At 39.9% G+C, this 13,679-nt stretch carries 12 protein-coding genes; 8 read left to right on the forward strand and 4 right to left on the reverse strand.

The window, feature by feature from the left end; genetic code table 11:
* The 5 genes from SJY38_RS07945 (at window position 1) to SJY38_RS07965 (ending at window position 5,552) form a co-directional block, all read left to right on the forward strand.
* On the forward strand, window positions 1-1,497 hold the full coding sequence (locus SJY38_RS07945) for a DUF3413 domain-containing protein (protein ID WP_377109570.1): 1,497 nt from the start codon (window positions 1-3) through the stop codon (window positions 1,495-1,497).
* An 82-nt stretch (window positions 1,498-1,579) separates the two neighbouring features.
* Window positions 1,580-2,059 (forward strand): DUF4124 domain-containing protein, encoded by a 480-nt coding sequence (locus SJY38_RS07950; protein WP_377109571.1) that lies wholly within the window; start codon window positions 1,580-1,582, stop codon window positions 2,057-2,059.
* 200 nt (window positions 2,060-2,259) lie between these two features.
* On the forward strand, window positions 2,260-3,978 hold the full coding sequence (aceK, locus tag SJY38_RS07955) for a bifunctional isocitrate dehydrogenase kinase/phosphatase (protein WP_377109572.1): 1,719 nt from the start codon (window positions 2,260-2,262) through the stop codon (window positions 3,976-3,978).
* 17 nt (window positions 3,979-3,995) lie between these two features.
* On the forward strand, window positions 3,996-4,934 hold the full coding sequence (locus tag SJY38_RS07960; protein WP_024032602.1) for a LysR family transcriptional regulator: 939 nt from the start codon (window positions 3,996-3,998) through the stop codon (window positions 4,932-4,934).
* Between the two features lie 174 nt (window positions 4,935-5,108).
* A complete protein-coding gene (locus tag SJY38_RS07965) occupies window positions 5,109-5,552 on the forward strand; it encodes a PA2169 family four-helix-bundle protein (RefSeq protein ID WP_004588918.1) in 444 nt (147 codons plus the stop codon).
* 329 nt (window positions 5,553-5,881) lie between these two features.
* Here the strand turns inward: SJY38_RS07965 and SJY38_RS07970 are convergent, their stop codons facing one another.
* The 3 genes from SJY38_RS07970 to SJY38_RS07980 are packed head-to-tail and all read right to left on the reverse strand — an operon-like array spanning window position 5,882 to window position 10,577.
* Window positions 5,882-8,917, reverse strand: coding sequence for a TonB-dependent receptor plug domain-containing protein (locus SJY38_RS07970; protein ID WP_377109573.1), 3,036 nt, complete (start codon window positions 8,915-8,917; stop codon window positions 5,882-5,884).
* 8 nt (window positions 8,918-8,925) lie between these two features.
* Window positions 8,926-10,005 (reverse strand): FecR family protein, encoded by a 1,080-nt coding sequence (locus tag SJY38_RS07975; protein ID WP_054982353.1) that lies wholly within the window; start codon window positions 10,003-10,005, stop codon window positions 8,926-8,928.
* Window positions 10,002-10,577 carry an RNA polymerase sigma factor gene (locus SJY38_RS07980; RefSeq protein ID WP_004588915.1) on the reverse strand — a complete coding sequence of 192 codons (576 nt, stop codon included), beginning with the start codon at window positions 10,575-10,577 and terminating at the stop codon, window positions 10,002-10,004. Before SJY38_RS07980 ends, SJY38_RS07975 begins: the two co-directional genes overlap by 4 nt.
* Before the next feature lie 119 nt (window positions 10,578-10,696).
* On the opposite strand from SJY38_RS07980, the gene SJY38_RS07985 reads away from it, so the two are divergent.
* A complete protein-coding gene (locus tag SJY38_RS07985; protein ID WP_377109574.1) occupies window positions 10,697-11,212 on the forward strand; it encodes a DUF2937 family protein in 516 nt (171 codons plus the stop codon).
* On the opposite strand, the gene SJY38_RS07990 is transcribed toward SJY38_RS07985, so the two are convergent.
* Window positions 11,192-12,079: a LysR family transcriptional regulator gene (locus SJY38_RS07990; protein WP_024032599.1), complete on the reverse strand. Its 888-nt coding sequence runs from the start codon at window positions 12,077-12,079 to the stop codon at window positions 11,192-11,194. The genes SJY38_RS07985 and SJY38_RS07990 overlap by 21 nt on opposite strands.
* 120 nt (window positions 12,080-12,199) lie before the next feature.
* On the opposite strand from SJY38_RS07990, the gene SJY38_RS07995 reads away from it, so the two are divergent.
* Both SJY38_RS07995 and SJY38_RS08000 read left to right on the forward strand, forming a co-directional pair.
* Window positions 12,200-12,850, forward strand: a complete 651-nt coding sequence (locus tag SJY38_RS07995) for a peroxiredoxin-like family protein (RefSeq protein ID WP_024032598.1) — start codon at window positions 12,200-12,202, stop codon at window positions 12,848-12,850.
* Window positions 12,850-13,617: a haloacid dehalogenase type II gene (locus tag SJY38_RS08000; RefSeq protein ID WP_264390913.1), complete on the forward strand. Its 768-nt coding sequence runs from the start codon at window positions 12,850-12,852 to the stop codon at window positions 13,615-13,617. Before SJY38_RS07995 ends, SJY38_RS08000 begins: the two co-directional genes overlap by 1 nt.
* Window positions 13,618-13,679 lie beyond the last annotated feature (62 nt).

Consider the following 13,679-nt stretch of genomic DNA (forward strand, 5'->3'; position numbering starts at 1 on the left):
ATGAATTTATCGCAGCACAATCAGTTTTCGTCAAAAGCGAGTCAGTTATTAAGTTGGGGCCACTGGTTCACTTTTGCAAATATTGGTTTAGCGCTTTTTATTAGCCTAAGCTTTTTATTTGCAGATTCACCGCCAACTAGCTTTATGGGTATTACCTATATGTTAGTGACGTGGTTAAGCCATACGAGCTTTATCGCTTTTTTAGCATTTGTGCTGACGGTATTTCCTTTAAGCTTAGTGTTTCCCTACCCTCGACATATTCGAGGTATGGCTGCCGTTATTGCTACGCTTGGGGCGTCTATTTTAACGCTTGATGCGTATGTATACGTTAATTTGGGCTATCATTTAAGCTCTTCTGCGCTACCGGAAATCATTTCCTTACTGTGGCATCGTCTAACTAGCTCGCCTGCCCTTACTACATTGCTAGCCGGGGGGATTGTTTTACTCATTTTAGGCTTCCAATTAGTTGTAAGTAACTATACATGGCAGCACTTAGCGCGCTTAAAACAACTTAAGTTTGCCCGTTTTGCCAGCTCGTTTTTAGTGTTGTGTTTTGCACTTAGCCACAGTATTCACATTTGGGCAGATGCAAATTTAAAGTTTGATATAACGAAGCAAGATAACGTTTTACCGCTGTCGTACCCTACGACCGCTAAAAGTTTATTAGCAAAAAATGATTTGCTCGACATTGAAAGCTATAAACAAGCTCACAATGTAAGAATTAATAACCAAAATATTAATTACCAAATACCTGCGCCAATGCAAAAATGTGAAGATTACACTGCGCAGCAAGTCGATATTTTTGTATTTGATAGCAACGAGCAGTTAAAACGCTTTGTTGCCAAGCATAAAAACCTACATAAAACTGATCAGTTTTTACAGCCAACACACCATGGCGATAGCTTGTTTAGTTTAGTGTATGGCTTACCTTCTTTTTATAAAATGGCTATTTTATCAGAGCAAACCTTACCTGCGTGGCAAAGTCAGCGCAGAAGCATAGAGCTTGCTGGAATTGAAAAGCTAAGCTTTATAAACGATCAAGCGCATTCAAACAGTGCAATTAAAATCATTAAAGGTGAAGAAAATCCGTCTCCTCGCAGTGACGACACCCATATTTTTGCGTTTAGCTTAGCTAATAATAGCTCGGAAGTAGTTACATCATCGGTGTTATACAGCTCAGATAAGCGAATAGCCAAGGTAGATGGACTTATTCAACCCAGTGATATTATTGCAACCAGTGTAGGCCAATACTTAAACTGTAAGTCTGTGGTTAAACAAACCATGCTAGGTGAAAACCTGTATAAGAAAAAAACGGACACTGGCGTTAATTACTCACAAGGCGTAGTTATTGCTTACAAAAAAGATAGAATTACGCTAATAGATTCAGACGGTAACTATAAAAATATATCTGCCGCTGAAGGTTTTTCTATTGAGCAAAGCCTCGATATCCCGTTTTTAGTACAAAGTATTAAAAAGCTAAAAACCTACACACAATAGCCCTATCCCTTAACCTAGCTTGCTATAACACCAAGCTAGGTTATATTTACTAAATCATAGTAAACGCTCAGGGATGAACTTAATGCAAAAACACACACTTTTTTTATGCGCAGTAATGGTATGCCCACTTTCTCTGCATGCGCAAAATGCCACAACTTACTATAAATGCGTGAAAAAAAACGGCACTATCTTTTCGCAATTCCCTTGTAACGATAACGCTACCGCCTACACAATTAATACTGTATCGGGAATTAATACTGCACCGGCGCAAGACTACACAAAAGAGCTAAACGCATTAGAGCGCGAACGGATCGTGCTTGACCTGCAAGCAGAGCTGAGAAGTAATACTAATAAATTAGCGATTATAAAACGTAAAAAAGACCGCGCAGAATACAACCAACAACAGCGCCTCAACCGTATTTTAGATGACGAGGACAAAAAGTTAATTAGCAAAGATATTACCAAGCAATTAAAAATAATAAATAAAGATCATAAAAAGCAAACCACCGAAATTGAAAAGCGCATTAAAAAGTTAGAGAAAAAAATAGCTTCCTACCAATAACTTAGCTTTTGCCATCACACTCAATTATGCTTTAAGATAAAAGTATAAAAACTGAGAATATTTATCTTGGTTTTAAACTTAAAATAACATAACCTTAACAACTATAGAGCTAAAGCTCTAACGTGTATAACACTACAGCACCACTAACATTTATAAATGCTGTACTAAAATCGTTATATACACTTTTTTAAGGAGTGTTTATGCAGCCACGCCACATAGCTGAATTAATTTTAACGGGTTTTAAAAAGCATTATCAGCTGTTTCATAAAACCACCGCCCAAGCCCCGCTTGCCTTTGCAAAGCGCGATTGGCAACAAATTAATGAAATTAGTAAACTGCGTATTAGTTACTACGATGACAGAGTAAACGAAACCACTAAAGCATTAAAACAAGCACAGTTAACTGAGCAATTAGATGAGCAGCTTTGGCTTGAAGTAAAAATACTGTACCAACGCTTTTTATGCTTTCATCCTCAAGCTGAACTTGCCGAAACATTTTATAACTCAGTATTTTGCCGTTTGTACCACAGACGCTATTTTCATAACGACTTTATATTTGTACAAGCCACATTAAAAGATGCCCCTGCCATTCCTGTTGAGGCAGAGTACCGCAGCTACTTTCCTGTGGTTGATGGTTTAAAGCCCACAATAAAGCACATTATTGAGCATTTTGATTTTAAAGCCCCGTTTGTAAATTTAGAGCGGGATATACGTTTGCTCGTAAAGGCATTTTACAAACAAGCGCCCGACACTCACCACCAGCCTTGGCAAATGCGCTTTGATATTTTGCACACGCCTTTTTATCGTAATAAAGCTGCTTACATAGTCGGCCGAGTGGTCTCTCAAAGCGGTGTACAGCCTTTTATTATTGCAATACTGCACCATGAAGATAAAGGCTTATACCTCGATGCGCTATTAACCAAATCATCGCAAATGCGGGTTATTTTTGGCTTTGCACGGGCTTATTTCATGGTTGAAACCCATGCGCCCTCAGCCATGGTGCGATTTTTAAATCAACTTATGCCTAATAAAACACTCGCTGAGCTTTATAATGCCATTGGGTTTCATAAACAAGGTAAGACAGAGTTTTACCGTGAATTTTTACATCACTTGTCTCACTCAGACGATAACTTTATTATAGCGCCAGGCACACCAGGCATGGTTATGATGGTATTTACACTGCCCTCTTTTGGCTATGTATTTAAAGTAATTAAAGATAAGTTTGGCGAAAGCAAACCGTTTGGCCGTGATACCGTGCTTAAACGCTATCAACTGGTAAAAAGCCACGATCGGGTTGGTCGCATGGCCGATACCATAGAATACTCTAACGTCGTATTTCCTTTGGCACGCTTTGATAGTAATTTACTGGCACAGCTACATAAAACCATTGGCTCATCTATGGTAATTGAAGGCCCGTGGCTTATTATCAAGCATTTATATATTGAAAGGCGCATGACACCGCTTAATTTATTTTTAGAAAACGCCAGCGAAGAAAGTGCTGCCGATGCAATAGAAGAGTATGGCCAAGCACTTAAAGAAATGATTGCGGTAAATATATTCCCAGGCGATATGCTGCTTAAAAACTTTGGGGTAAGCAAACACAAGCGCATTATTTTTTACGACTACGATGAGGTTCAATACCTAACAGATATGAACTTTAGGGCCTTACCTAAGGCCAAAAGCTATGATGATTACTTAACTGATGAACAAAGTTACTCAGTTGCGCCGCAAGATGTTTTTCCTGAGCAACTTTGTACCTTTGTTATGCCAAACCCAAAGTACAAACAGTTTTTGCTCAGTACACACCCCGAGCTTGTTGATGTTAGTTTTTGGAAGCAAGCTCAGCAAAATATAAAAAAGGGTCATGTTAGTCACATATACCCATACCCGACAGCACAGCGCTTTATTCATCACTGGTAAGCGTTAAAGGACACACAATGAACATAAGTAAAATAGATTTAAATTTGCTGGTTTACCTCGACACCCTATTACGTGAGTGTAACGTAACCCGCGCCGCTAACCAGTTAAGTATTACTCAACCAGCTATGAGTAACGGCCTTAAGCGTTTAAGAAACTTGTTTAACGATCCAATTTTGGTACGTACCAGTGAAGGTATGGTCCCCACAGAGCGTGCTATAGAGCTGCAACCGGTTATACGCGGTATATTAATGACCCTAGAAGAAACCCTGGCACCAAATCGCGAATTTGAAGCCAGCCAAAGTAAACGTGTATTTAGAATAATGGCCAGTGACTATGCAGCCAGTACATTAGCGCCAAAGCTTTTAAGTAAACTTCATGAAGAAGCGCCCGATACAACCTTAGATATACTTACGCCTAGTGATGTAACGTTTCATGATGTTGAAAATGGTAAAGTGGATATGGCAATTAACCGCTTTGAAAACCTTCCGCAATCTTTTCATCATAAACGCATATGGAAAGACAGCTTTTGCTGCTTAGTAAAAGCCGACAACCCAATTATCGAAAACTTTAGCCTAGACAGCTATTTAAAAGCCCGCCATATATGGGTAAGTAAAACCGGCTTTGGGGTTGGCGTAGGTATGGACCCTAAAGATGTACAAAAGCTAGGTTGGGTAGATGAAGCACTTGCCCATTTTGGTAAACACCGAAATATTGCCACGTTTACCCGTAATTACCACGTAGCCATTCATTTAGCAAAAGAGCAAAATTTAGTGGCGACCTTACCTTCAAAGGCTGCCAATATTTACTTAGATGATGCAGGCCTTAAAATTTTAGAGCCTCCATTTCCTATACCGCCTTTTGAACTAGATATGATTTGGAGCCCTTTACTGCATCGTGATGCAAGTCATATTTGGTTACGCCAAAAAGTAGCCGAAGTGGCGGATGAGCTTAAATAACCTTATTACAAAAGCCATGTAAAATTTGCGAGGCTATTTTATTTTAAATAGCCTTGCAGCTTGCCAAATAAATAATTAATTAATAATTACAATAACTTAAAAAATTAAAATGAAATTGGAATGGCCTTTGCTTTAGTTACTATGAAACTTAAATTCATGTAAAGAGAGGTCATTATGAATACCCATCAAGGAACAGAAGCAACTCATATTACTGACATCATCCAAGTAATGAACAGTGGCATTGATTTTTATCAAAAAGCGCAAGAGAAAGTTGAAGACCCAGCCATTGGCGCATTATTTCAACGCATGATTGACGCACGAAAAGTAAGTGTTGAGCGCTTACAACCTTATGCAGTTAACGAAAAAGGTGAGCGTGAAGACGGCTCTTCTTTTGCTGTAGAAGCACGCAGAGCTTACACAGCCCTACTCACTTCGTTTAGTTCTCATAACGATAAAACATACGTTAAAGAGCTTGAAGAGGTAGAAGATAAAACACTTGAAGAAATTAAAGCAGCGATGGATAAACCACAGCCAGCCGACTGTGAAGCAGCCTTAGCGAAAACCTTGCTAACGATGCAAAGCTGCCACACCGAAATGAGCCGTATGCAAAAGCATTAATTTTCAATTGCATATATTTAAAACCCAGCCTAGCCGCTGGGTTTTTTATTATTACAAGGTTTAAGGCTATAAGCCAATAATTGCAACACCCAGTTTAAACCCTGCTATGTATAGCCAAGTCCAAAATGCCACATTTAGTATTATCCAAGCCATACAGGGGTTAAACCAATCCGTAATAATGTTTAATTAAGCGAATTGGTATAATTTAACGCTGAGGTAAGGCGCAACACAATAAAATCGCGGTTGAGAAATAAATACTAAAAAGCCTAAATACAAAAAAAAGGCCTTACGGCCCTTTGAACTTAAATAACATAAGGGAGAGTTATTTATTAAAAACGGTATTCTGCGCCTACATAGTAATAAGCACCATTAAAGCCAAATGGCGCTGAACGGCGAGAGTATTCAAATACCCCATCGCTGCTTACAATCGTATTGCCATTTGAATCTACAATTGTGCCCGAGCGTGAGTTACCAATGGTGTTTTTATCTGGGTACACGTCAAATAAGTTATTTGCACCAATATTTACAGATAAATCTTCAGTCACGAAGTAATTAACTTTAACGTCAGTTAAAATTTCTGCACCGTAGGTTTGGCGCCCGCCATCTTCTACTGTGTATTCACCAAAGCGGTTAAGTGAAAGGTTTACAGTCCAATCACCACGCTGGTAAAGCGCACTTAAATTAATGCGATCTTCTGGTTGCCACTCTTCAATAATTGAAATTTCTTGATCAGAGAAAACATCTTCAACTGGTACGGTTTCAAGCCCTGAGCCCGATGGCGTAAATAACGATACCACCTCAGTTTCAGTAAAGTTAGCTGCTAAAGTAAAATCAAGCGTGCCACCTAATCCCTCGGTATTCCAAGTAGCTACAAAATCAATACCCGAAGTTTCGGTATCTGCACCATTTAAGAAAAACTGCCCTGCACCTGCACCTGAGCTGATTAATGCAGCATCTAGGCTTGAAGAAAGCCCTTTGCCTAAACGATTACTAATTACTATGCGGTCGTCAATATCAATTGAGTAGTAATCCACAGTAACATTAATGTTATCCGTAACGTTGTAGACAATACCTAAACTACGGTTTTGCGATTTTTCTTCTTTAAGTTTTGGAATACCTAAACTTTGTGCAAGGGTTGAATCGTTTCTGAATGTACCTACTTCTTCAGCAACTAATGAGCCGTCTTCAGCCACAACAAATTGTGTGCTGATATTGTTAAAATACAATTGCTGCATTGATGGCGCTCTAAAGCCTGAGCTTAATGCACCACGCAGTGACACATCATCAGTAATTGCCCAGTTACCTGCAAGCTTAAAGTTTACTGTGTCGCCAAAGCCTTTGTAATTATCGTAACGCAGTGCGCCTGATAAAATGACATCTTCAATTAGGTAGGTTTCTGCATCAAGGTAAAACGAAATTACATCGCGTGACTCATCAACCGATGATGCCGGCGAAGAACCACCAAAACCTTGCGTGCCGCCAGAGGCATCTTCAGAGCCTACACCGCCACTTAAACCACTATAAATACTTACCCCATCAAGGGTGTCGTAATCACGATAAGCATATTCGCTGCCCTCTAAAATGCGGTATTCATCGGTACGAATTTCTGCACCCATAGCCAATGAGTAGTCATCAAAGTTTTGTGTAAAATCTATATTAATGGTTTGCAGTGATAACTCCATGCCATAGGCATAGGCTTCACGTGGAATAGTACTGCGAATATCAGCGGCACTTAAACCTTGCTCGTAACGTAAAAAGTTAGCGTACGAGGCATTGATTGTGTCACTTGTTGTGTAATCAATGCTGTTTTCACCGTAGGTGTATGATACATCTAAACTTGCATCGTTATCAAAGTCGGTTTTGTAACCAAAGTTGTAAGAAATATCATCAATTGTGGTATTAATTTTAGGTAAAAAGCCTAGCGGGATAGTTGCATCGTTGTCTTGTAAAACAGGGTTACCGCCCGCATTTGCATTATGACGGAAAAACGCGGCTGATTCGTTATCGCGCGTTGAATAAGTAATAAAACCATACAGCTCGCCATCACCTAACTCATACCCTGTATTAACGGTTAAGCCAAATTGTTGTGAGTCGGCATCGCCAATACGAAAAGTGTCTCTGTCGGCGGTCAATTCACGCGGATCGCCTGCCAGTAAAGTACCGTCGCTAAGCTCTGTACACCCATAAAACTGACACGAGCCGTGTAAACCAGCGCGGTTAGTAGGCGAGCGGTCGCGGTAATTAAGTGTTGCATTTAAGTAGCCGCTATCACCTAGGGCAAACCCTTTATTAAAATCAACGTTTACTGTTTCGCCATCACCCTCTGAGTATTGGCCGTAATTAACCGCTGCTTTGCCGCCTTCGCTGCCATCTTTTAGTACAATATTAATTACACCGGCAATTGCATCTGAGCCGTATTGCGCTGCTGCGCCGTCTCGTAAAACTTCTATACGTTTAATAGCTGAGGCTGGAATAGCATTCATATCGGTACCTGCGGTACCACGCCCTACTGAGGTATTGATATGAATAATACTTGCCTGATGGCGGCGCTTACCATTAATAAGCACAAGTGTTTGGTCAGGCCCTAAACCACGCAGTGTTGCAGGTCGTAAGGCATCAGTGCCGTCACTGATTGACGAGCTTGAAAAGTTAAATGAAGGTGCAATAGATTGCAACATACGGCCAACTTCGGTTTGGCCTGTGTTTTCAAGTGCTTCAGCACTTAAAATATCAACGGGTACGGGTAAATCTTCTACTGAGCGCCCTGCTACGCGGCTACCTACAATAGCAATTTTTTCTATTTTCTCTTGTGCAACATCCTCTGCTGCATTCACACCGTGTGAATTTGCTGCAAGCAATGCTGGTAATACAGCTGCACTAACCCCTGAAAGCTTCATCATGTTGTTATCTTTCCTATTGATTTGTTTGAGTTTTATACTCAGTAAACCATTTTGATCAACAACCGCATCGAGCTCAGTCCCACTTAATAATGCTTGCAGTGCATCTAATTGGGTATAAAAACCATAAACCGAATTTGCTTGGTAATTTTTTGCCAACTCATAAGAAAACACCACGGTTTGCTCTGTTTGTTTAGCAAATTCTATTAAGGCTTTGTCTGCTCGCTGCGCTTGTATATCAAATTGCACCATTTGCCCAGTGGTCTGTGTTGCCCCTTGCACACTCAAGCTAAAAATAGCCGGAGCAAGTACACTTAAACCACTAAATAAACGCGTTTGGTTACTGCGCAATTTATATAAACAGCTGACAAACAAAATTCCTCTATAGTTTTTTATCTTTTTTTTAAACTTTTTTTTACTAATAACATTTAAAGATGCAACTTCACCTAACATTTGTTTGATATGCATAACATTTCTTATGATTTAGTTTGCTGTGTTAGGCTCACCATATGTTCACCTAAACGCTCATGCTCAATTGCAAAGTTAGTCTGTAAACTCTCAAGTAGCCCCTCAACATCGCCAGCTTTAAAAACACCCGCCACTTTTATATTGGCAAGCTCATCGCTTGAAAGCTCAAAACGCGTAGAGGTGTAACGGCTCACTTCATTTAATGCATCGCTTAAATGCTCACCATTAAAAATTAACATGCCATTTTGCCACGCTAAATCACGCTGTACGTCATCCATAGAAAGCTGCGTGATAGGTTTAGTAATACTTTGCTCTATAATTGCTTTTTCACCAGAGATAACAATATTGGCATTGATTTTACGTACTTTTTTAGCGTTATTATCAGCCAGTTGGTAGTCTTTAAAATCGTTGGCACTTACAGCAACACTTGGGTCGGTGATCATCACTTTACCTTCGGTTACAACCAGCTCTAAATCAGAAGAGGTATTGCGTTGTACATTAAATACAGTACCAAGTGCCGTAAAGCTCTTATCGCCAGCCATCACACTAAATGGGCGCGATGCATCTTTTGCTACATTAAAACGCCCTTCACCCTTGCTCAGTAACAACTGACGACGCCCTTTGCTATAAGCTACCTCTAATAGGCTATTCGTGTTTAATTGCACTATGGTGCCGTCGGGTAAAACATACGTGGCTTGTTCGCCCACCTTCGTTGTATATATTTTGGTGTAATTTATTTTAGCCAGCTCTTCGTTGTAGCCGTTTTCAAGGTTAATTAATAAGTAACTACACACCATTAATGCTGCAAATAAGCTCGCGGCAATCGCACTAGAAAACGCCCATCTTTTTTTCTGGGGCTGTTTTACACTTCTATGCGGAAATAAACTGCTTAACTCGTTTAATACGGACAATTCATCCCATAGCTGCGCAAGTTCGTAGACGGCATCTTGATGGGCGGTACTTTGCATCATCCACAGCTTAAATTGCTCTTTTTCAATTTCGCTTAAGCCCCTATCAATTGCGCTGATCCATTGGCAGGCTTTTTCTAAAATTAAATCTTTTGATGTAAATTGATGAACATTACTCATTTTGCTGCCCTTTCAATTGATAGAGCCGAATTACAAGCAGAATTATGCGCCGCAGATTGGTTATGATTTTGTTCATGTTCTTTCATGTATAACATGGTTTGTAATAAACCTTTGGCAATGTGTTTTTCTACTGTGCTTTCACTTAATTGCATGTGCTGGGCGATTTCTTTTTGGCTCATACCGTACACTTTTTTAAATATAAAGCATTTACGGATAGAAGAATTTAGTTGATCCGTTGCTCTGCAAAAAAGTAAAAAACGCTCTTTTGAGGTGTATTCATCCTCAAGTTGTGAGGATTTAAGCAGCGGGGGTAATTCTGCGTCGTGCTCTAACGAGTCATTAAACTTGTTATCCCACTTGGCTATATGATTAAGCGCTAAGTGCTTTGCAGTTTTAAGCATGTAACTGCGTCTAAACTGAATATCTTGTTTCAAATCAGCTTCGTAGCTTTTAATAAAGGTTTCTTGCACAATGTCTTCTACGTCATCGGGCTGTACAATACGCGACACAAAGCGTTTTAACTGCTTAGTGATATCAACAAACGTTGATGTCATATTTACTTTGGTAGTCATCCTTAACATAGGCCTATTGTTATTTTTATTACCGATAGATTACGAGTTTTTGGCATAAAAACAAGCGCAAATGTTAATTTAGCGTTGTTTAGGTGGGTTTTGAGTAAACAGGAGATCAAATGAGTAAATTATTAGATTACATAAGGCTCAGTTTTTTTGCAGCAGGTTTACTATTAGGGGTACAAATACCAGCCTTTGTAAGCGACTTTGGGCACGCTTTAGATGCACATTTAATTGAAGCAAATAAAGCATTAGCCCCGTTTAAAAAAGATGCTCAAAACTACTTTAACAACGATTTAAACAAGTTAATTGCCCACTATGAAAATATTGGTGATGATATTGTGGGTAAAGGGGCTACCCATATTAAAAACCTCAATAATCGCCAGCACTCTTTACAAGCGGCAGTTAATAACTTTAACCAATCGCCTTATTTATTTACTTTAACCAGCGACTTTCTCACCATTAAAAAGCAAGTATGGCAACGCTTTGAAGGGCAAATAGTGCTCAAAAAAGACTCCATAATAGCAGCGCTTGTTTGCGCCATTATTATTGCTATTTTTGCTGAGTTTATTGGCTTTGTAACCTTGTTCATTATTAAGCGCGGGTATTACCGCTTATTCATAGCTGGCAAATAAAGACTTCATAAACTCATAAAACACCTCGGTTTTGCGGGTTGTTAAGCTATTTTGAGGCCGTAAAAACCACACCGGCGCGTCGCTTTGGGCCATTACATTGGGCATCACCTCTACTAAGTTTCCGGCGCTTAGCTCATCGTTAATTGCTATTTTAGATTTAATGGCTATGCCATGTCCGGCAAGGGCTGCTTGCGTCATGTTATCGGAATTAGAAATAGTAAAGCGCGTTTTGGCATTAAAGGTGTGTATTTTATTATTTTCATCATACAGTTTTAACTGCCTTTGCCAGGGTAAACACACCCAATAGTGCGTGCTCAGTTCGCTTAGTGTACAAGGCATACCATGCTTTTTTATATAACTTGGCGCTGCACATAAAATACGGGAGTTGTTGACAATTTTACGAGAAAGCAGGCCAGAATCGGTTAATTGCCCTACTCTAATTGCCACGTCTTGTGCATCATCGACCACATTGACAAAATGATCAGTAATTAAAAAGTCGAGCTTTAGCTGCGGGTATTGGGTTTCAAACTCGGTCAACTTAGGCATAACATACTTTGAAAAAACCCACGGTGGCATAGTCACACGTAATAACCCGCTCACCGAAGAGCTTCGTGCGCCAATGCTGTGCTCTGCATCGTGCAAGGCTTCTATAATAGCCCCTACGCGATGATAAAATAGCTCACCGGCGGGCGATAACCTTACTCGTCTGCTGTCTCTAAACACTAACACGGTTGAAAGCTCGCGCTCGAGCTTGCTTAGCCTGTGGCTTACTGTTGCCGGCGACAAACGTTGCTCACGCGCAGCTGCAAGCACCCCTTTATTTTCTACTACGGCAATAAATGTTTCTAGGTCACTTAAATTATACATACATTTGGCTAGGCAGTTTTGAGTGTTTAATATTTTCGAATGAAGCTTTCAGTTTTGCAATATATATTTAAATAACTAAAACACCCATAATCGCCATACAGTTATATTCGAGATTTAATAATGAGTTTAAAATCACAGATTGATGCCTATAACGTGCAAAAAGAAGCGAAGCTACCTGGCGATGTATTAGCCCTTATGGCGCAGACAAATGAAGAGCTCATTGCTCAGCATATAAAAGATAATGCGCTACAGGTAGGCGCTAAAGTAAGCAATTTCAGCTTAAACAATCATAGCGCTGAGCAAGTTGAGCTCGCTGATTTATTAAATAATGGCCCGGTAATAATTAGCTTTTACCGTGGTAACTGGTGTCCATATTGTAATTTAGAGCTAAAAGCACTTAATGATCACTTACCCGAATTTAAAACGCACAATGCGCAGTTAGTTGCGATATCGCCACAATTACCCGACGAGACGTTATCTAGCGCACAAAAAAATGCCCTTGAATTCGATGTGCTTTCAGATATTAATAACAAGGTGGCCGAGCAATTTGGTTTACTGTTTACTTTAGATGAACGTATTGTGGCGCTTTATAGCCAGTTTGGAATTGATTTTGAAAAGTACTACGGCAATAAAAGTTATAAATTACCTTTACCAGCAACCTATGTAATTAACCAAAAAGGCATAATTACGTATGCCTTTTTAAACGAAGACTATACCCTACGCGCAGAGCCTACTGATGTATTGGCAGCCCTTGAATCGGAGCAACACTAATGTCTATTTTAAAATCGTTAAAAACCTTTACCTTATCACTACTTGTTGGTACTAGCCTTGCCTCTGGCTACGCTATGGCTGAGGAGCCACAGGCACAAGTGAAACCTAAAGTACTTATTTTTGATGTAAACGAAACCTTGTTAGATTTAACCTCCATGCGCACCTCTATTGGTAAAGCGCTTGGCGGGCGTGAAGATTTATTACCACTTTGGTTTTCGACCATGTTGCATCATTCACTCGTTGATACTGTAAGTGGCAATTACCACGATTTTGGTCAAATTGGCGTTGCATCGCTGCGCATGGTTGCCAAAAATAACAACATAGCCATTACGAATGAACAAGCAAAAACAGCCATTGTCACCCCGCTTTTAACCCTACCTCCTCACAAAGATGTGAAAGAAGGACTGGCAAAACTCAAAGCACAGGGCTATAAGTTAGTAAGTCTGACAAATTCTTCAAACAAAGGCGTTAAAGCCCAGTTTGAGAGCGCTGGATTAATGTCGTTCTTTGATGCGCGTTACAGCATTGAAGATATTAAAATTTATAAACCAGACTTACGTGCCTATGAGTGGGTGCTAACAAAATTAAATGTAAAAGCAAATGAAGCAATGATGGTAGCGGCGCACGGTTGGGATGTAGCAGGTGCTAAAGAAGCCGGGTTACAAACAACCTTTATCGCCCGCCCAGGTAAAACACTTTACCCACTGGCAAAAAAACCAGACCACGTTGTGAAAGATTTACATGAATTAGCCGCTCTACTTAAATAAGCACTCCTAGCGCTAATTAATCAATACCCAAGCGGCCGATGTTAGGATGACATTGGCCGCTT

Origin of the sequence: Pseudoalteromonas sp. R86517 (genome assembly GCF_042466295.1) — a bacterium.
Taxonomy (GTDB): domain Bacteria; phylum Pseudomonadota; class Gammaproteobacteria; order Enterobacterales; family Alteromonadaceae; genus Pseudoalteromonas; species Pseudoalteromonas atlantica.